Raw genomic sequence first — 20,545 nt, forward strand, 5'->3', positions numbered from 1 at the left:
ATCAGCGTGGCGAGATTGCAGGAGATCCCGGCGGAATTCGCCGACGACGACTCCGTCTACGAGTCCTTCGGCGAATACTGCGCGGAGATCGGCGTCGAACCCTATCCGGCCCAGGACGAGGCGTTCCTCACCATCCTCGCCGGAGACAACACGATCATGGCCACCCCGACAGGCTCCGGGAAGTCACTCGTCGCGCTCTTCGCCCTCTACCAGTCCTACACTCGCGGCATCCGCGCCTACTACACGGCCCCGCTCAAGGCACTCGTCAGCGAGAAGTTCTTCTCCCTCATCGGCGCGCTCGGTGCCGAGAACGTCGGCATGATCACCGGCGACTCCACCGTCAACGGGGATGCTCCGGTCATCTGCGCCACGGCAGAGATCCTCGCGAATCAGTCGCTGCGCGAGGGCGGACTGCTCGACGCGGGAATGGTCGTCATGGACGAGTTCCACTACGTCTCCGACCCCTCTCGCGGCTGGGCATGGCAGGTGCCGCTGCTCGAGATGCCGCAGGCACAGTTCGTCCTCATGTCCGCCACACTCGGCGACACCACGGAGATCCAGCGGACGATGCGGGAGACCACGGGCCGCGATTCCTCCGTCATCACCTCCGCGACGCGACCAGTGCCGCTCGAATACGAGTACTCGACCGAGACGCTCTCGGACACGCTGCGCGCACTCGTCCGGGGCGACAAGGCCCCCGTCTACGTGGTCTCCTATTCGCAGAGCGGTGCGATCGACCTCGCCACGAATCTGCTCTCGGTCGATCTCGCCTCGAAGGAGCAGAAAGCCGCCGTCGCGGAGGCGATCAAAGGCTTCGCCTTCTCCAAAGGGTTCGGGCAGAACCTGCGCAAGCTGCTCCTCCACGGAGTCGGCGTCCACCACGCCGGGATGCTGCCGAAGTACCGCCGCCTCGTCGAACAGCTCGCCCTCAAGGGCCTCCTGCTCGTCATCTCCGGCACGGACACCCTCGGGGTGGGCATCAATGTGCCCATCCGGTCGGTACTGCTGACCGGGCTGACGAAGTTCGACGGACGCAAGATGCGCAGGCTCAGCGTCCGCGAATTCCAGCAGCTGGCCGGACGCGCCGGCCGTGCGGGCTTCGACACCCGCGGGTACGTCATCGCCCAGGCTCCCGAACACGTCGTCGACAACCTCAGGGCCGAGGCGAAGGCGGCGAACGATGACAAGAAGAAAAAGAAGAAGGTGAAGAAGAAGGCGGCGCCGGCCGGATTCGTCGGCTGGTCTGAAGAGACCTTCGACAAACTCATCACCGGCGAATCCGAAACGCTGCGCCCGCGGATGAAGATCGACCACTCGACGATCCTCAACCTCGTCGCCCGCCCCGGATCGACCGTGTCGACCATCAGCGACTTCATCGACAAGACCCACGAAAGCCGCGAACGCAGGCTCGACCTCAAACTCACCGCCATCAGTATCGGACGGTCCCTCATCGACGCCGGCCTCATCGACAGCAGGGGAGACGAACTGCTGCCGACCCAGGACCTCGGTCCCCAGTTCGCACTCAACCAGCCGCTGGCGCCTTTCGTCCTCGCCGCCCTCGATCTCGTCGACGAGGAAGACGAGACGTACGCCCTCGACGTCGTCTCGATCGTCGAATCGACCACCTCGGTGCCGTTCCAGATCCTCAAAGGACAGCTCGACAGGATCAAGGCGAACACCCTCGCCGAACTCAAGGCCGAAGGGGTCGACTACCCCGAACGCATGGCGATCCTCGACGAGCTCGAGGGACCGAAGCCATTGGCCGACGTCCTCGAACCCGCGTTCGACCACTTCGTCGAGACCCACCCATGGCTGCGCGGCGGCGGCTTCGAACCGAAATCGGTCGTCCGCGACATGATCGAGCAGGCCATGGGCTTCACCCAGTTCGTCGGCTACTACTCCCTCGCCCGGGCCGAAGGCAGCCTGCTGCGCTACCTCACCGATGTCTACCGGGCGCTGCTGCACAACGTGCCCGATGAGAGCCGCACAGAGGAGCTGTCGACGATCATCGAATGGCTCGGAGAGACCATCGCCCGGACCGACTCCTCCCTGATCGACGAATGGCGGACCCTGCAGGGACTCGACCCGACCGGCTTCGACGCCGACGAGCTGCCCGATCTCGAGCGGAGATTCTCCGAGAACACGAAGGTCTTCACCGCCGAGATCCGCAATGCCCTGTTCCATCGTGTGCTCCTGGCCGAACGCGCCGACTACACCGAACTCGGTCGCCTCGACGTCGATTCAGGCTTCGACGCGAAGGCCTGGGAGGACGCGATCGAGGACTTCTACGACGAATACGGCGATCTGCTCATCGACCAGTCGGCACGCGGTCGGGAATATATCGACATCGAACCCGGTTCCTCCACGTGGAACGTCCGCCAGATCCTGGCCGACCCCGAAGGGAACCGGGACTGGGCCATCGACGCCGAGGTGGACGTGGCCGCGAGCGACGACGCCGGAGACATCGTGCTGCGCATCGTCTCCGTCGGCGAGATCGGCCGGTGAAGAACCCCGATCCGCAGGCGATGTCGTGCCCCGCGCAGGAGCTGCGACCACCTCCGTGGCTGCGGCGGAGGACGCCGCGAATGAAGCAATGTCAGTGCCGAGTAATACAGTGGTCAGGTGATGAAAACCAATAACGGTGAGCAAGTGCCAGGCGTCTCCCATCTCGACACGCTGTGGGTCAAGGGTGCGCGGGCGCACAATCTCAAGAACGTCGAGGTCGCCCTGCCGCGCGACTCCATGGTCGTGTTCACCGGTCTGTCCGGATCGGGGAAGTCCTCACTGGCGTTCGACACGATCTTCGCCGAGGGCCAGAGACGCTATGTCGAATCCCTGTCTTCCTACGCCCGCATGTTCCTCGGGCAGATGGACAAGCCCGATGTCGACTTCATCGAAGGACTCTCCCCAGCAGTGTCGATCGACCAGAAGTCGACCTCGCGCAATCCGCGTTCGACCGTGGGAACGATCACCGAGGTCTACGACTTCCTTCGTCTGCTGTGGGCGCGCATCGGCGTCCCACACTGCCCTGTCTGCGGTGAGGTGATCACGAAGCAGACTCCGCAGCAGATCGTCGACCAGCTGCTCGAGCTGCCCGAACGCACGAAGTTCCTCGTCCTCGCTCCCGTCGTTCGCTCCCGCAAGGGTGAGTTCGTCGACCTCTTCACCGAGCTCCAGGCCAAGGGATTCTCCCGAGCCGTCGTCGACGGCGAGCAGATCACCCTCAGCGATCCGCCGACCCTGGAGAAGCAGTACAAGCACACGATCTCCGTGGTCGTCGACCGCCTGGTCGCCAAATCGGGGATGCGTCCGCGCCTGACCGACTCCGTCGAGACCGCACTCGGGCTCGCCGACGGCCGCATGGACGTCGAACTCGTCGACGAGGCCACGGTGCGCACCTTCTCCGAACACATGTCCTGCCCGAACGAACACCCGCTGGCGATCGACGAGATCGAGCCCCGGTCGTTCTCCTTCAACTCGCCCTTCGGCGCCTGCCCCACCTGCGACGGCATCGGCACCCGCCTCCAGGTCGATGAGAGCCTCGTCGTCCCCGATGAGGACCTCAGCCTCGGTGCCGGTGCGATCGCGCCCTGGTCCGGCGGCAAACAGGTCTCGAAGTACTTCAACCGTCTGCTCAAGGGCCTCGGCGACGAACTCGGCTTCGACATGAAGACGCCGTGGAACAAGCTGCCGAAGTCGGCTAAGTCCGCGATCCTCACCGGCAAGGACTACAAGGTCCACGTCAAATACAAGAACCGCTTCGGCCGGGAGCGGACCTACTCGACCGGCTTCGAAGGCGTCTACCAGTACATCCAGCGCAAACACGATGAGACGGAATCGGACTGGTCGCGCGAACGCTACGAGTCCTATATGCGCGAGATCCCGTGCGCGAGCTGCGACGGGACCCGCCTCAAACCCGAGATCCTCGCGGTCAAGGTCGGTGACCGCTCCATCGCCGAGGTCTCCGAACTCGCCCTCGACGAGGCTGCGACCTTCCTCTCCTCGCTCGAACTCAGCGATCGTGACGCTGCCGTGGCGGCTCAGGTGATGAAGGAGATCAACGCCCGTCTGGGCTTCCTCCTCGACGTCGGCCTCGACTACCTCAGCCTCAACCGCGCCGCGGGCACCCTCTCCGGCGGCGAGGCGCAGCGCATCCGCCTGGCCACTCAGATCGGTTCGGGCCTCGTCGGCGTCCTCTACGTCCTCGACGAACCCTCGATCGGGCTGCACCAGCGCGACAACCGCAGACTCATCGAGACCCTCAACAAGCTCAAAGACCTCGGAAACACGCTCATCGTCGTCGAACACGATGAGGACACCATCGAATCCGCGGACTGGATCGTCGACATCGGCCCCGGCGCCGGCGAACACGGGGGAGAGGTCGTCTACTCCGGCCCCGTCCCCGGGCTCAGAGACGCAGACGGATCGGTCACCGGCGACTACCTGGCCGGTCGCCGCCGGATCCAGATGCCGACCACGCGCCGACCCGTCGACAAGGACCGCATGGTCACCGTCGAGAAGGCCGTGGAGAACAACCTGCGCGATGTCACCGTGTCCTTCCCGCTCGGCGTCCTCACGGCCGTCACCGGCGTATCCGGCTCCGGCAAGTCCACGCTGGTCAACGAGATCCTCTACACACAGATGGCGAACGTCCTCAACGGCGCCTCGAGAGTCCCCGGCCGCCACAAGCGGGTGACCGGACTGGACAACCTCGACAAGGTCGTCCACGTCGACCAGTCGCCGATCGGGCGGACGCCCCGGTCGAACCCCGCCACGTACACCGGGGTCTTCGACCATGTGCGCCGGCTCTTCGCCGAGACCGAATCGGCGAAGGTCCGCGGCTACCTGCCCGGACGGTTCTCCTTCAACGTCAAGGGCGGACGCTGCGAGAACTGCAGCGGCGACGGCACCATCAAGATCGAGATGAACTTCCTGCCCGACGTCTATGTCCCCTGCGAGGTCTGCCAGGGCGCCCGCTACAACCGGGAGACCCTCGAGGTCACCTTCAAGGGCAAGAACGTCGCCGAGGTCCTCGACATGCCCATCGAGGAGGCCAGCGACTTCTTCGCCGCGATCCCCGCGATCTCGCGTCACCTCAAGACCCTCGTCGAGGTCGGGCTCGGCTACGTCCGCCTCGGACAGCCGGCGACCACCCTCTCCGGCGGTGAGGCCCAGCGCGTGAAACTCGCGGCCGAACTGCAGAAGCGCTCACGCGGACGCACCGTCTACGTCCTCGACGAACCGACCACGGGGCTGCACTTCGAGGACATCTCGAAGCTGCTCATGGTCCTGCAGGGACTCGTCGACAAGGGCAACACGGTCATCGTCATCGAGCACAACCTCGACGTCATCGGCAACGCCGACCACATCATCGACCTCGGCCCCGAAGGCGGCCGCGGCGGCGGACAGATCATCGCCCAGGGCACGCCCGAGGAGGTCGCCGAGGTGAGCGCCTCGCACACTGGCCGATTCCTCAAGCCGATGCTCAACCGCTGATCACCATGCCCGATCCGTCCAGCTACCGTCCGGCCACGGGGTCGATCCCGACCTCGCCAGGGGTCTATAAGTTCCGCGACCCCGATCGCCGCGTGATCTACGTCGGGAAGGCGAAGAACCTCCGCAACCGGCTGAACTCGTACTTCGCGAATCCTGCGCAGCTGCACCCGCGGACGTCGACGATGGTCCACACCGCGAACTCCGTGGAATGGACCGTCGTCGACACCGAGGTCGAGGCCCTGCAGCTCGAATGGACGTGGATCAACGAATTCAATCCGCGGTTCAACGTCATGTTCCGCGACGACAAGTCCTACCCGTACCTGGCGATCACCATGAACGACGCGGTGCCGCGGGCGTACATCACCCGCGGCAGACGCCGGAAGGGCATCAAGTACTTCGGCCCCTTCGCCCAGGTGTGGGCGATCAAGGACACCCTCGACCTGCTGCTCAGGGCATTCCCGATGCGCACATGCACCCCTGGCGTGTACCGTCGCGCCGAACGCAGCGGACGCCCCTGCCTGCTCGGCTACATCGACAAATGCGCCGCTCCCTGCGTCGGCCAGATCAGCAAGGACGATCACAAGGAGCTAGCGCGCAGCATCTCGGACTTCATGTCCGGCAACACCGGCCGGTTCATCAGCTACCGGCAGAAGGAGATGGCGGCCGCCGCGGCCGACCTCGACTACGAACGCGCCGCGAAGCTGCGCGACGAGATCGCAGCCCTGCAGAAAGTGCTCGACAAATCGGCGGTCGTCCTGTCGGTGAGCGCCGACTGCGACATCTTCGCCCTTGTCACCGAAGAGCTCGAAGCCTCGGTGCAGGTCTTCCACGTGCGGCAGGGCCGCATCCGCGGCCAACGGGGCTGGATCATCGAACGTTCCGACGACCACACCCCGGCCGAACTCACCACGGACTATCTGCGCCAGGCCTACTCCGGCCTCGACGCGGATGCGATCCCGAAGGAGATCCTCGTCGACACGCTGCCGGCCGACCTCGAATCGCTCGAAGCCTGGCTGAGCGAACAGCGGGGTTCGCGAGTGACGGTGCGCGTGCCCGAACGCGGAGAGAAGAAGGCAGCGCTGGAGACCGTGACGAAGAACGCGAAGGAAGCGCTGATCCAGCACAAGCTCAAACGCTCTTCCGACCTGACCACGCGCAGCCAGGCGCTCAAGGAGATCCAGGAGCATCTCGGGCTGCCCGAGGCACCGCTGCGGATCGAATGCATCGACATCTCCCACACCCAGGGGTCGAACGTCGTCGCGTCCCTCGTCGTCTTCGAGGACGGTATGGCCAAGAAGCGCGACTATCGGCACTTCGCCATCCACGGCGAGGCCGCAGCCGATGATACGGCCTCGATGTACGACGTCGTGTCCCGTCGCTTCAGCCGCTACCTCGAACAGATGACCTCCGAGGAGCCCGACGAGCGCTTCGGCTACCGTCCCAGCCTCCTCGTCGTCGACGGCGCGGGACCTCAGGTGGCGGCGGCCATGAGAGCACTGAGCGACCTCGGCATCGTCGACATCTCCGTCGTCGGCCTGGCCAAGCGTCTCGAGGAGATCTGGGTTCCCGACGATCCGTTCCCGGTCATCCTGCCGCGCAACTCCGAAGGCCTGTTCCTCATGCAGCGTCTCCGCGACGAAGCCCACCGCTTCGCCATCACCTATCACCGTTCCAAACGGGCGAAGGCGATGACGAGCTCCGTCCTCGACGACATTCCCGGGCTCGGGGAGTCAAAACGCACCGCCCTGCTGCGGCATTTCGGATCCGTGAAGAAGGTGCGCGCCGCGGGCCTCGACGAGATCTGCGAGGTCAAGGGAATCGGTCCCGCGCTGGCCGAGAAGATCGTCGCCGCCCTCGCCGACTGAGCAGGTCCGATCTGGCCTAGAGTAGTGGCGAGAGGCACAGTGCCCGAACCGCCGAGGCGCAGACAGAGGAGGACGTGTGAGTACACCGGCCGAACCGAACGGTTCCGACCATCCGATCGAGGTCGTGCTCGTCACCGGCATGTCCGGGGCGGGGCGGTCCACCGTGGCCAATGTGCTCGAGGACATGGACTGGTACGTCGTCGACAACCTGCCTCCGCAGATGATGCGCCCGCTGGTCGAACTCGTCGCCCGCGCCGACGGAGCACTGCCGAAGATCGCAATCGTCATCGATGCCAAGGGGCGCACGAAGTACACGGAGCTGCAGGAGACCATCAGCGACTTCCTCGATCAGGGACTGTCGCTGAGCATCCTCTACCTCGAAGCCTCCGACGAGGTCCTCGTCCGCCGCTTCGAATCAACCAGGCGACCCCATCCGCTGCAGGCAGACGGCACCCTCCTCGACGGCATCGAAGCCGAGAAGGCCCAACTCGAGAGCCTGCGGCACCGAGCCGACATCATCGTCGACACCTCGGATCTCAACGTCCATCAGCTCTCCGCCGAGGTGCGCAAGCGCTTCAGCGACGACGACACCCCGCCGCTGCGTCTGACGGTGATGAGCTTCGGGTTCAAATACGGTCTGCCCAAGGACGCCGACCACATCGCCGACGTCCGCTTCCTGCCCAACCCGTACTGGATCCCGCATCTGCGCGGACACAACGGGCTCGACTCGGATGTCGCCGACTATGTGCTCGAGCAGCCCGGCGCGGAGCAGTTCATCGAACGCTATGCTGCGACCCTGGCCACAGTGGCCGAAGGCTATCTGCACGAGGGCCGCGGGTACGCGATGATCGGCATCGGCTGCACCGGAGGCAAACACCGTTCGGTGGCGATCAGCGAACGCGTCGGCAAACTCCTGTCCGCGCAGACCGGAATCCCGATCACCGTGCGTCACCGCGATCTGGGGAGAGAATGACATGGAGACCGAAGATCTTCCCGTGATCTCCTCGAGCGCCCAGAACGAGGGACCGAACATCGTCTCCTTCGGCGGCGGACACGGGCTCTACGCGGCGCTGCGAGCCTTCCGCCTGCTCACCGAGGACCTCACCGCCGTCGTCACCGTCGCCGATGACGGCGGCTCCTCGGGACGTCTCCGCGACGAACTCGGCGGACTGCCCCCGGGCGACCTGCGAATGGCGCTGGCGGCCCTGTGTGATGACGGAACCTGGGGTCAGACCTGGCGTGATGTGATCCAGCACCGCTTCGAATCCGATGGTGAGCTCTCCGGCCACGCCGTGGGCAACCTCCTCATCGCCGCGCTGTGGCAGATCCACGGCGACCATGTGGCCGGCCTCGACTGGATGGCCCGCCTGCTCCGTGCCCACGGCCGAGTGCTGCCGATGTCCTCCGTGCCGCTGACGATCGAAGCCGATGTGAAGTTCCCCGGCTCCTTCCAGGTCGTCCGCGGCCAGTCCGTGCTCGCCTCCACCCGCGGTCACGTCGAGACGGTGAGACTCGATCCGGCCGCGCCGCCGGCCCGCTACGAGACCATCGACGCCGTCCGCGAAGCCGACGTTCTCAACCTGGGACCCGGATCCTGGTACACCTCGGTGATGCCGCACCTGCTCGTGCCCTCCCTGGCCGAAGCCATCGTCGCCTCGACGGCGGTGAAATCGCTCACGCTCAACCTCAGCTCCACCGACGGGGAGACGAAGGACCTCAGCCTCGGCGAGCACCTCGTCTCACTGCACCGTCACGCTCCGTCCCTGCGTCTGGACTACGTCCTCGTCGACGAGGCGGCCACCGAGCTCGAACCCGATCTTGCCCAGCGGGCGGCAGACATGTTCGATGCGAAGCTGTGGGAGCATCCGCTGCGGTCGAGGAGGCAGGGTCAGCATGACAGCCTCAAACTCGCGGCATGCTACCGTGACATGTTGGTGGACGCCGGGATCGGCGTCGCCGAGCAGTGGTAGGACATCGGGTGCAGGAGGACGAACTATGGCACTGACCGCTCAGGTCAAGGACGAGTTGGCGCGGGTGACGATCACTCGCACCTCCGCCCGCAAGGCCGAGGTCTCGTCGATCTTCCGCTTCTCGTCGGCACTCCACCTCGTCAACGGCTCGATCGTGCTCGAGGCCGAACTCGACACGGCTCAGGCCGCCAAACGGCTGCGCGCAGAGATCAAGGACCTCTACGGCCAGCACGCCGACATCGTCGTCATCAACGCCGCCGGAATCCGCCGGTCGAACCGCTACCTGCTGCGGGTGACCCGCGACGGCGGTGCCCTGGCCCGCCAGACCGGCCTCGTCGACAACCGCGGGCGTCCCGTGCGCGGCCTGCCCTCGGCCATCGTCAACGGCTCCGTCGCCGACGCCGAAGCCGCCTGGCGCGGGGCGTTCCTCGCCCACGGCTCCCTGACCGAACCCGGCCGATCCTCGGCGCTCGAGGTCACCTGCCCCGGCCCCGAGGCGGCCCTCGCCCTCGTCGGCGCGGCCCGCCGTCTGGGCCTGAGCGCGAAGGCCCGCGAGGTCCGCGGAGTCGATCGCGTCGTCATCCGTGACGGAGACGACATCGCCGCCCTGCTCACCCGGATGGGATCCCACAGCGCGGTTCTCGTGTGGGAGGAGCGGCGGATGCGCAGAGAGGTCCGCGCCACCGCGAATCGCCTCGCCAACTTCGACGATGCGAACCTGCGCCGTTCGGCCCGTGCCGCCGTCGCCGCCGGTGCCCGCGTCGAACGTGCCCTCGAAATCCTCGGTGACGAGGTCCCCGAGCACCTCCGCTACGCCGGGCAGCTGAGAGTCACCCACAAACAGGCCTCCCTCGAAGAGCTCGGACAGCTCGCCGACCCGCCGATGACCAAGGACGCTGTGGCCGGTCGGATCCGACGGCTGCTGTCGACGGCGGACAAGCATGCAGAGGAACTGGGAATTCCCGGCACCGAAGCCAGTCTGACCCCCGAAATGCTCGAGGATCGCTAAGATCGAGGCATGAGACGAATCGCCATCAACGGCTTCGGCCGCATCGGTCGTGCCCTGCTCCGTCTGTCCCTGACCCCCGACACCGACTTCGAGGTCGTCGCCGTCAACGATCTCACCGACACCGCGACGCTCGCACACCTGCTCACCCATGACTCCGTGTGGCCGCGCTTCGACCACGAGGTCGAGGTCGCCGACGATTCGCTGACCATCGATGGTCGCCGCGTCGCTGTGCTCAGCCAGGCCGAACCCGCATCCATCGACTGGTCGGCACACGACGTCGAACTCGTCGTCGAATCCACCGGCCGCTTCACCCGACGCGACCAGGCCGAGGCCCACCTCGGCGGCACCGTGTCCACCGTCGTGCTCTCGGCCCCCGGCAAGGACGTCGACGCGACCTTCGTGATGGGCGTCAATGAAACCGACTACGACCCCTCGGCTCACACCGTGGTCTCGAATGCCTCGTGCACGACGAACTGCATGGCGACCGTGGTCAAAGCCGTCGACGACGCGATCGGCGTCGAATCCGGTCTGCTCAACACCGTCCACGCATACACCGGCGACCAGATGCTCGTCGACGGACCCCACCGGGACCTCCGACGCGCCCGCGCCGCTGCCGTCAACATCGTCCCCACCACCACCGGTGCCGCACGCACCGTCGGCCGCGTCCTGCCCCACCTGGCCGGCAAGCTCGACGGACTCGCGATCCGGGTGCCCGTGCCCGCGGGGTCGATCATCGACTTCACCTTCAACCCGAGCCGCAACGCCGACCGTGACGAGGTCAACGCGATCCTGCGTGCAGCCGCGGAGGACTCGCGCTATCTCGACTACTCCACCGATGAACTCGTCTCCACCGACATCGTCGGCACCACCGCCTCGGCGATCGTCGACTCCAAGCTGACGATGGCTCTGGGAGACCAGATCAAGGTCGTCGCCTGGTACGACAATGAGTGGGGTTACACGAACAGGCTCAAAGACATGGTCAGCTACATTCTCAGCGAAAGGGACTCATGAGGACATTCGACGATGCGGGCATCTTCGCCGGTCATACGGTACTCGTCCGCAGCGATCTCAACGTGCCGATGGACAACGGCACGATCACCGACCGCGGTCGCATCCTGGCATCGGCCGGGACGATCAGGGATCTCGCCGAGGCGGGAGCCAAGGTCATCGTGATGTCGCACCTGGGTCGCCCGAAGGGCACCCCGGACCCCCAGTACTCCCTCGCGCCGATCGCGCCCGAACTCGCCACGGCGATCGGACGCGACGTCGCCTTCGCAGCTGACACGGTCGGCGAGGATGCCCAGTCCAAGGCCGCGGGACTCGAGAACGGTCAGGTGCTGCTGCTGGAGAACCTCCGCTTCAACCCCGGTGAGACGTCGAAGGACGAGTCCGAGCGCAGAGAATTCGCCGCACAGCTGGCGGTCCTCGCCGATGACTTCGTCTCCGACGGCTTCGGCGTCGTCCACCGCAAGCAGGCCTCCGTCTACGACATCGCCGCCTTGCTGCCGCACTACGCCGGTTCACTCGTGCGCGCCGAGGTCGAGGTCAGCGACCGACTCCTCAACGAACCGAAACCACCGTTCACCGTCGTCCTCGGCGGATCCAAGGTCTCGGACAAGCTCGGAGTCATCGACAACCTCATCGATCGGGCCGACAACCTCCTCATCGGCGGGGGCATGGTCTTCACCTTCCTCGCCGCACTCGGCCACGACATCGGGTCGAGCCTCGTCGAGTCCGACCGCATCGACGATGTGAAAGGCTACCTCGACCGCGCCGATGCCGGGGGAGCGCGCATCGTGCTGCCCACCGACATCGTCATGGCGGCCTCGTTCTCCGCCGACGCCGAGCACTGGGTGCGCCCGGTGACCGCACTCGAGGACACCCCGGCCGGATCCGACGGACTCGGACTCGACATCGGGGAAGAAACGGCTCAGACCTATGCAGAGATCATCCGGTCATCTGCGACAGTGTTCTGGAACGGCCCCATGGGCGTCTTCGAATTCCCAGCATTCGCCGCCGGAACGAAGGCCGTCGCGCAGGCGCTGACGACCGATGCCGGCACCGAGGCGGCCCAGCGACTGACCGTCGTGGGAGGCGGCGACTCCGCGGCGGCTGTACGCAGCCTCGGCTTCGCCGACGACGACTTCGGCCACATCTCCACCGGCGGCGGAGCCAGCCTCGAATACCTCGAAGGCAAGACGCTGCCCGGACTCGAAACACTCGCGTGAGGAAGAAGACGACAATGAGCGACCGCACCCTGCTGCTGGCAGGAAATTGGAAGATGAACCACGACCACCTCGAGGCGATCTCGAGCGTGCAGAAACTCGCGTGGGCCCTCGAAGACGCCAAACTCGAGGAGGGCAGCTGCGAGGTCGTCGTCATCCCGCCCTACACCGACATCCGTTCGGTGCAGACCCTCGTCCAGGGAGACAAACTGTGGCTGAAGTACGGAGCCCAGGACGTCTCCCAGCACGAGCCCGGGGCGCATACCGGTGAGATCGCCGCGTCCTTCCTCTCCCGGCTCGGGTGCGCCTACGTCGTCATCGGCCACAGCGAACGGCGCGCCGACAACCACGAGACGAACGAGATCGTGGCCGCGAAGATCCGCGCGGCGCTGTCGGCCGATCTCACTCCGATCCTGTGCGTGGGCGAATCGCTCGAACAGCGGCAGGAGAGGACCCACATCGACTTCACCCTCGGACAGCTCGAGGAGTCCCTGGCCGGGTTCGGTGCGGATGAGCTCGACGGACTCGTCATCGCCTACGAACCCGTCTGGGCCATCGGCACGGGGGAGACAGCCACGGCTGCCGACGCCGCGGAGATGGCAGCGGCGATCCGCGCCCGACTCGTCGAGAGGTACGGCGACGCGACGGCCGCATCGACACGGATCCTCTACGGCGGTTCGGTCAAGACCGACAACGTCTCAGAGATCGTGGCCTCGGCAGACGTCGACGGCGCACTGGTCGGCGGAGCGAGCCTCAGCGGACCCGACTTCGCCGCTTTGTGCAAGGCCGCGGTCGCGAAGTAGACTGACAGACGCATCACTCGACGACACCCTCGACGAAACATAGGTTGAATCCGACGTGGAAATCCTCAACATCATTCTCATCGCGCTGCTCGTGATCACGAGCATCTTCCTCACCCTGCTGATCCTCATGCACAAGGGCAAGGGCGGTGGCATGTCCGACATGTTCGGCGGCGGAATGTCGTCCTCGCTGGGTTCGTCGGGAGTCGCCGAGCGCAACCTCAACCGCTTCACCACACTCATGGCGATCGTGTGGGCCGCGTGCATCATCCTGCTGGGCGTCCTCACCCGCTTCAACTCCTGAGGACCGCGCCGGCCCGGCCGCACCAGCGGCGGGCCCGGTCACGCTGAGAGGGACCCCGACCGATATGGTCGGGGTCCCTCTCAGTGTGTGCACCGCCGGGGGTACGTGAGGTGGGTCAGTCGACGCCGAAGTGGTGTCGGGGGCTGATGCGCCCGATCGCCTCGGCGAGCTGCTCGAGTCCGCGTGTGCGGTCGCGCAGATGCAGGCGCAGCACCGGACGTCCCTTGTCACCGAGCGCCGCCGCATCTCCGGCCGCCTGGGCCCGCTGCAGCTGAGCGAACCCGTAGCCGAGGCCGGGCACCAGCAGGTCGGTGCGAGCGTCGCCGGTGATCTGGAGGAAGACGCCGTTGGGGTGGCCGCCCTTGTGATACTGCCCTGTCGAATGCAGGTAGCGCGGCCCGAAGCCGAAGGTCGTCTGGACACCGGCATGCGTGGAGACCAGGGGCCGCAAGGCGGCCGCCTCGGCATCGGCGAGGCGGTCGAGGTACGCCTGAATTGCGACATAGCCGTACTCGTCGACCTCGGCGAACAGCTCCTGCAGTGCCCCGACGAGATCCGTGGCCTCGCCGACGACCGCGACGACGTCGATCTCTCCCTCGCGGAACGCGGGTTCGGTCGACTGCCCCGAATCGGGCTGGTCGAGCAGGTGCCTGGCCTGGACCTTCGCAGCCTCGACATCCGGCTGATCGAAGGGATTGACGCCGATGCTGTAGCCGGCGATCGCGGTGGCATATTCCCAGAACAGGAACAGCTCACCGAGGCTGCCGTCGACCACGGCCTCGAAGCCGGAGGGGGCACCGAGCTCGGGTGCCTCGGAGGCTCCGAGCAGGCACAGCAGGGCATCGGCGCGGGCATCGCTGAAGCCGATGTCATCGGTCGAGTCCACGACGACGGGCAGGATTCCCTGACCGTCCTTGCCCAGCGACTCGGCGACGAGCTGTTCGACCCAGGCCGCGAGCCCGCCGAGCGCTGGTTCGGTCTCCGCGAGGACGAGCTTCTCGGTGGAGCGGGCATGGCCGATGCTCAGCCATGTTCCGAAGCGCAGAGCCGGATTGTCCGCCTCATCGGCGGACAGACGATCGGAGGCGGCGGCCGCCTCGGCGACGATGGCGCGGACATCGGCACCCGCGAGTCCGGCAGGCACGAGTCCGAACGCGGAAAGGGCGCTGAAGCGTCCCCCGACGGTGGCGTCGGCACGGAACGTCGCGAGGAAGCCCTCGTCGGCGGCCAGCCGGTCGAGTGGGGTGCCGGGATCGGTGATCGCGATCATCCGGGACGCGGGATCGATTCCGCGGGTTTCGAAGGCCGCGGTGAAGCTGCGCCTGACCGCATCGGTCTCCACCGTGGTCCCGGACTTCGAAGCGATGACGAGGACGGTGTGTTCGAGGTCGGTGCCGACCGCCTCGGCGACCTGATTCGGGTCCGTCGAATCGACGACCTCGAGGCGCACGCCCGCCGCGGCGGCCATCACCTCGGGCGCCAGTGACGAACCGCCCATTCCGGCGAGGCTGATCGTGCGCAGCCCCTGTTCGCTCAGCTCGGACCGCAGCGATTCGATCCTGGTCAGCAGCTCCTCCGAGTGCTCCGCCAGATCGACCCATCCCATACGCTCTGACGCATCCGTCGCACCGGCGAAGAGCTCGGCATCCTGGTTGCGCAGGCGGGAGGCCACCCGGGCGTCGATGAGGCGCGCGGCCTCGGCGTCGAACTCTGCGGCGACGGGAACATCGAGGTCGAGTCTCATGATCGATCCAGCGCCGTCCGGACTGTGTCCTGGAGTTCGCTCCAGCTGACGTCGAATTTCTGCAGTCCCTGCTCTTCGAGCACGGTCATCACCTCCGCATAGTCGATGCCGAGGCGGGCCAGCGAGTCGAAGACCTCGTCGGCGGCCCGGTAGTCCTCGGCAGTGATCTGTCCAGAGACCTCGCCGTGATCGGCGAAGGCCTCGAGGGTCGGTTCGGGCATGGTGTTCACGGTGTCGGGGGAGACGAGCCCGGTGACGTACATCGTGTCTGGGTAGTCGGGATTCTTCACTCCCGTCGACGCCCACAGCAGACGCTGCGGCTTGGCGCCGGCGAGTTCGAGGACCCTGAATCGCTCCGAGGTGAACAGCTGCGAGTGGATCTCGTGCGCGAGCACGCAGTTCGCGATTCCGGCGCGGCCCTTGAGATCGGCCGCGGCGGGGGAGTCGAGGGCGTCGAGTCGGGCGTCGACCTCGGAGTCCACCCGGGAGACGAACACCGAGGCGACCGACCGGATCGTCGACAGGTCGTGACCGGCAGCGCGCGCCTTCTCCAGGCCCTGGACGAAGGCTTCGACGACGTGCCGGTACCGAGTCAGCGAGAACACGAGGGTGACGTTGACGCTGATGCCCGCGGCGATGGTGTCGGAGATCGCGCGCAGCCCCGCCTCGGTGGCCGGGATCTTGATCATCGCGTTCGGTTCGCCGACACTCTGCCACAGCGCCTTCGCAGACTCCACAGTGCCCTCGGCATCATGGGCCAGCGGTGGTGCGACCTCGATCGAGACGCGACCGTCGTCACCGTCGGTGTCGTCGTAGACGGGGCGCAGCAGCCGTGCCGCCTCGGCCACGTCGGCGGTGGTCAGGGCTTCGATGGCCGCATCGACGTCTGCCCCCTGCCGGCCGAGCTCGGCGATCGCCGAATCGTAGTCGTTGCCGGCCGAGATCGCGGCAGCGAAGATCGTCGGGTTCGTCGTCACTCCCGTGACCGCAGAGTGATCGATGAGTCGGGAGAGGTCCCCGGACTCGAGCCGGGTGCGGGAGAGGTCGTCGAGCCAGATGGAGACGCCGGCCCGGCTGAGCTGGTCGAGACGTTCGCTCATGCCTGTCCCTCCGCCGCTGCGATCGATTCCCGTGCTGCGTCGACGACGGCGGCCGGGGTGATGCCGAACTTCTCGTAGAGGGTGGCGTAGTCGGCCGAGGCGCCGAAGTGCTCGATCGACACGGCGCGTCCGGCGTCGCCCAGGTACTTGTGCCAGCTCATCGACGAGGCGGCCTCGATGCTCACGCGTGCCCTGAGGTCGCGCGGCAGCACCGTGTTCCGGTACTCCTCGGGCTGAGCGTCGAACCATTCCTGGCACGGCATCGAGATCACGCGTGCCGCGGTGCCTGCGTCCGCAAGCGCCTGCGCCGCCTCGAGGGCGATGGCGACCTCGGAGCCGCTGGCGATGATTGCGACCTGCGGTTCGTCACCGGTGTCGGTGAGCACGTAGCCGCCGCGTGCCGCCTCGGAGGCGGGAGCGTACTTCTCACGGTCGAGGACCGGCACGGCCTGTCGGGTGAGGACGAGGCCGGAGGGCCCATCGGTGCGATCGAGGATCTTCCTCCAGGCGACCGCCGTCTCATTGGCGTCGGCGGGGCGGACGACGTCGAGCCCGGGGATCGCACGCAGGGCGGAGAGGTGCTCGATCGGCTGGTGGGTCGGACCGTCCTCGCCGAGGCCGATGGAGTCGTGGGTCCAGACGAACAGGTTGGGCAGCTGCTGCAGAGCGGCCAGGCGCACTGCGGGGCGCTGGTAGTCGCTGAAGACGAGGAACGTGCCGTTGTACGGGCGCGTGCCGCCGTGCAGGGCGATGCCGTTGCCGATGAGGCCGGCGGAGAATTCGCGGACTCCGAAGTGGATGTTGCGACCGTATTCGTTTCCGGCGAACGCCCCGGTCGAACGATGCGACGGGAGGAAGCTCGGCTCAGCCTTGATCAGCGTGTTGTTCGATCCTGCGAGGTCGGCCGAACCGCCCCACAGCTCCGGCATCGGCTCGGCGATCGCGTTGAGGACCTGGCCGGAGGCGGCACGCGTGGCGACACCCTTCTCACTCGGTTCGAAGACCGGGAAGGCCGCGTCGAGTCCGTCGGGCAGTTCGCGCTTTGACAGGCGGTCGAAGCGTGCGGCATTGTCCGGGTTCGCGGACCGCCACGCTGCGAAGGCCTCGTTCCATTCCTGGTGGGCGGCGCGACCGCGGTCGAGGGCCCGGCGGGTGTGGGCGAGGACCTCATCGTCGACGACGAAGGTCGCTTCGGGGTCGAAGCCGAGGACCTCCTTCGTCGCGCGGATCTCGTCCTCGCCGAGCGCCGAACCGTGCGAACCGCCCGTGTTCTGAGCGTTCGGGGCCGGCCACGCGATGATCGTGGACAGGCGGATGAATGACGGGCGCGAATCGGCTCGTGCGGCCTCGACGGCGGCGTGGAAGGCCTCGATGTCCTCGTGGTAGTCGTCCCCGGCGGTGAAGTCCACGTGCTGGACGTGCCAGCCGTAAGCGGCGTAGCGCGCGGCGGTGTCCTCGCCGAAGGCGATGGCGGTGTCGTCCTCGATGGAGATGCGGTTGTCGTCCCAGATCACCAGCAGATTCGACAGCTCCTGTGTTCCGGCCAGGGACGAGGCCTCACCGGACACGCCCTCCTCGAGGTCGCCGTCGGAGGCGAGGACGACGATCGAATGGTCGAACGGAGAGGTCCCGGGCGCGGCGTCGGGGTCGAAGAGTCCGCGTTCGCGGCGCGAGGCCATGGCCATTCCCACCGCCGAGGCGAGGCCGGAGCCCAGCGGGCCCGTGGTGATCTCGACGCCGGCGGTGTGACCGACCTCAGGGTGGCCGGGGGTCAGTGATCCCCAGGTGCGCAGGGCCTTGAGATCGTCGAGCTCGAGGCCGAAGCCGGCGAGGTAGAGCTGAACGTACTGAGTGAGCGAGCTGTGACCGCAGGAGAGGACGAAACGATCACGGCCGACCCATGTCGGGTCGGCCGGGTCGTGATTGAGTCCGTGCTGGTAGAGGTAGTGCGCGATGGGCGCCAGGCTCATCGCGGTGCCCGGGTGTCCGTTTCCGGTCCGCTGGACCGCATCGGCGGCGAGGAGGCGGGCGGTGTCGACAGCGCGGTTGTCGAGTTCAGTCCAGGACAGTGATGTCATGTCGTCGAGCGATCCTTCGTTCGTCTGAAGAGCGTGCACTCAAACTCTACCGCGCCGGATGCCCGACGTGCTGAGCGTCCTCATCGGGCGGTCGGCGACGGAGCGAGACATTCCGGCTACCGGCGGGTAGAGTGTGGTTTCGCACACACCGCGTGACTCCGCCCTCGGAGTCCGCGAGGAGCCGACGACGAACAGTTCGAATGCGAAAGGGGACACGGTGGTCCGAGGAGCGAAGCCGAGTCGTGACGCCGTCGCAGTCGCACGTGAACGCTCGAAGCTCGCTTCGGTCCGCCGCCCGGACTTCGCCGAGGTGGCCGCACAGACCCTGGGTGCGCGCCGTTTCGTCTCCCGGGTCGGTGTGAGCATTCCGGTGCTGCTCATCCTCGCCACGATCGCCGTGTCCTCGACACTCGGGCAGCCGCTGCGCGGGGGCCTCGACCTCGGCGCCCTGATCCTCTGGGCGCTGATCACGCTGCTCCTGCTCATCCCGTTCATCGCCGCGCTCGTGGTCATGCTCACCGCCCGCCGCGGCGGGCTCGTCTCGTCCACCGCGCTCGTCTACTCCGTGCTGTGCGGGGTCGTGGGCATCGGCGTCGACACCGCGGTCCTCGGCAGCGACGTCTCGACCGCCTCGGTGAGTCTCGTCTCAGCGCTCATCGTCCAAGTTCTCCTGCTGGCGCCCGTCTGTGCGGCGGTGGCCTTCGTCATCAGCATCGCTCGCGATTCCGCGCGTCGGTGAGGGAGTCTCACAGGCCTGCCTCTGTACCTGAAAGAGGGCCGGGGACAGGGTGGGCACCGACTGGCAAAATATTCGACGAGAGGTAGAATCGAGGGCGTGAGCAAACTTCGTCAGAACCGTGAAGCGCAGAGTGAACGACCTCTGCAGAGGTCCATCGACGAGCAGAACCTCTCCACCCGACCCCGGTCGATCATCAGTGCCTACATCGCCCTGACGAAACCGCGCGTCATCGAGCTGCTGCTGGTCACCACCGCCCCGGTGATGTTCCTGGCCGCTCACGGCATGCCGAACCTCTGGCTCGTCATCAATACGCTCATCGGCGGTGCCGCCGCTGCGGCGTCGGCATCGGTGTTCAACTGCTATGTCGACCGCGACATCGACGCGAAGATGGAGCGGACGAAGGACCGCCCGTTGGTGACCGGCGAGATCAGCCCGCGCGCGGCTCTGATCTTCGCGACGGCGCTCGGCCTCGGGTCGATCTTCTGGCTCGGCGGCTTCACGAACTGGGTGGCCGCCGGCCTGACGGCCTCGGCGATCCTCCTCTACGCCGTCTTCTACACGCTCATTCTCAAACGCCGCACCTCGCAGAACATCGTGTGGGGCGGAGCGGCCGGCTGCATGCCCGTGCTGATCGGCTGGTCGGCAGTGACCGGAGGGGTGTCCTGGGAGCCCGTGCTGCTCTTCCTCGTCGTCTTCTTCTGGACGCCGCCGCACTACTGGCCGCTGGCGATCAAGTACAAAGCCGACTACGACGCCGCGGATGTTCCGATGCTGCCGTCGAAGGTGCCGCCGACCTCCGTCGGCCGCCAGATGATCCTCTACACGTGGGCGATGATCGCCTGCTCGCTCGCGCTCATCGCCGTGGCACCGATGGGCCCGGTCTACACGATCGTCGCAGTCGGCGCGGGCGCCTGGTTCCTGTGGTCGTGCTACTCGCTGGTCTCGCGGGCCAAGAAGGGCAAGGAGGGAACCTCGCTCAAGGCGATGAAGGTCTTCCACGGCTCGATCACCTACCTCTCGCTGCTCTTCCTCGCCGTGGCCATCGACCCCTTCGTCGACACCCTCATCCCCGGTCTCTGGTGAGCTGAGAGCCGCAACAGGCTCCACTCCCACCGCAAGCACACACGCAGAGGAGGCTCATGGCGAGCCCGACTGCACATTCGGCCCAATCTTTGCTGAATAGCCCAAGTTCGGAACCGGGCTGCTCGGCGCAGA

General features: G+C 66.6%; 15 protein-coding genes. 12 read left to right on the forward strand and 3 right to left on the reverse strand.

Translation table 11 applies throughout. From position 1 onward, the window contains the following. The first annotated feature begins 6 nt into the window (after positions 1–6). From HK401_RS04625 to secG, 10 genes are all read left to right on the forward strand, one after another. Positions 7–2,505 carry a DEAD/DEAH box helicase gene (locus HK401_RS04625; protein ID WP_309135910.1) on the forward strand — a complete coding sequence of 833 codons (2,499 nt, stop codon included), beginning with the start codon at positions 7–9 and terminating at the stop codon, positions 2,503–2,505. A gap of 120 nt (positions 2,506–2,625) precedes the next feature. After that, positions 2,626–5,496, forward strand: coding sequence for an excinuclease ABC subunit UvrA (gene uvrA, locus HK401_RS04630; protein WP_181273502.1), 2,871 nt, complete (start codon positions 2,626–2,628; stop codon positions 5,494–5,496). 5 nt (positions 5,497–5,501) lie between these two features. Beyond that, positions 5,502–7,361, forward strand: coding sequence for an excinuclease ABC subunit UvrC (gene uvrC, locus HK401_RS04635; protein WP_181273503.1), 1,860 nt, complete (start codon positions 5,502–5,504; stop codon positions 7,359–7,361). Positions 7,362–7,437: 76 nt separating this feature from the next. Further along, complete coding sequence (gene rapZ / locus HK401_RS04640; RefSeq protein ID WP_181273504.1) at positions 7,438–8,334, forward strand: RNase adapter RapZ; 897 nt, start codon at positions 7,438–7,440, stop codon at positions 8,332–8,334. A gap of 1 nt (position 8,335) precedes the next feature. After that, on the forward strand, positions 8,336–9,331 hold the full coding sequence (locus tag HK401_RS04645; protein ID WP_181273505.1) for a gluconeogenesis factor YvcK family protein: 996 nt from the start codon (positions 8,336–8,338) through the stop codon (positions 9,329–9,331). Between the two features lie 25 nt (positions 9,332–9,356). Next, the gene (gene whiA, locus HK401_RS04650; RefSeq protein ID WP_025777783.1) at positions 9,357–10,340 is read left to right on the forward strand and encodes a DNA-binding protein WhiA; all 984 of its coding nucleotides are present in this window, start codon (positions 9,357–9,359) and stop codon (positions 10,338–10,340) included. 9 nt (positions 10,341–10,349) lie between these two features. Beyond that, a complete protein-coding gene (gene gap / locus HK401_RS04655; protein WP_181273506.1) occupies positions 10,350–11,351 on the forward strand; it encodes a type I glyceraldehyde-3-phosphate dehydrogenase in 1,002 nt (333 codons plus the stop codon). Then, positions 11,348–12,568, forward strand: a complete 1,221-nt coding sequence (locus HK401_RS04660; RefSeq protein WP_181273507.1) for a phosphoglycerate kinase — start codon at positions 11,348–11,350, stop codon at positions 12,566–12,568. The genes gap and HK401_RS04660 overlap by 4 nt, the downstream gene beginning before the upstream one ends. Before the next feature lie 14 nt (positions 12,569–12,582). Further along, the gene (tpiA, locus tag HK401_RS04665) at positions 12,583–13,368 is read left to right on the forward strand and encodes a triose-phosphate isomerase (protein WP_181273508.1); all 786 of its coding nucleotides are present in this window, start codon (positions 12,583–12,585) and stop codon (positions 13,366–13,368) included. 55 nt (positions 13,369–13,423) lie between these two features. After that, positions 13,424–13,669, forward strand: a complete 246-nt coding sequence (gene secG, locus HK401_RS04670) for a preprotein translocase subunit SecG (RefSeq protein WP_181273509.1) — start codon at positions 13,424–13,426, stop codon at positions 13,667–13,669. Between the two features lie 115 nt (positions 13,670–13,784). On the opposite strand, the gene HK401_RS04675 is transcribed toward secG, so the two are convergent. The 3 genes from HK401_RS04675 to tkt are packed head-to-tail and all read right to left on the reverse strand — an operon-like array spanning position 13,785 to position 18,591. Then, entirely contained in the window at positions 13,785–15,413 is a 1,629-nt protein-coding gene (locus HK401_RS04675; protein ID WP_181273510.1) for a phosphoglucose isomerase-related protein, read from the reverse strand. Beyond that, a complete protein-coding gene (gene tal, locus HK401_RS04680) occupies positions 15,410–16,513 on the reverse strand; it encodes a transaldolase (protein ID WP_181273511.1) in 1,104 nt (367 codons plus the stop codon). The genes HK401_RS04675 and tal overlap by 4 nt, the downstream gene beginning before the upstream one ends. Continuing rightward, positions 16,510–18,591, reverse strand: coding sequence for a transketolase (gene tkt / locus HK401_RS04685; protein ID WP_181273512.1), 2,082 nt, complete (start codon positions 18,589–18,591; stop codon positions 16,510–16,512). Before tkt ends, tal begins: the two co-directional genes overlap by 4 nt. Before the next feature lie 133 nt (positions 18,592–18,724). On the opposite strand from tkt, the gene HK401_RS04690 reads away from it, so the two are divergent. Together HK401_RS04690 and HK401_RS04695 are read left to right on the forward strand one after the other, a co-directional pair. Further along, positions 18,725–19,330, forward strand: coding sequence for a hypothetical protein (locus HK401_RS04690; protein WP_181273513.1), 606 nt, complete (start codon positions 18,725–18,727; stop codon positions 19,328–19,330). A 96-nt stretch (positions 19,331–19,426) separates the two neighbouring features. Further along, complete coding sequence (locus HK401_RS04695; protein WP_181273514.1) at positions 19,427–20,413, forward strand: heme o synthase; 987 nt, start codon at positions 19,427–19,429, stop codon at positions 20,411–20,413. The last annotated feature ends 132 nt before the right edge of the window (positions 20,414–20,545 follow it).

It is taken from the genome of Brevibacterium oceani (assembly GCF_013623835.1).
Lineage (GTDB): Bacteria > Actinomycetota > Actinomycetes > Actinomycetales > Brevibacteriaceae > Brevibacterium > Brevibacterium oceani.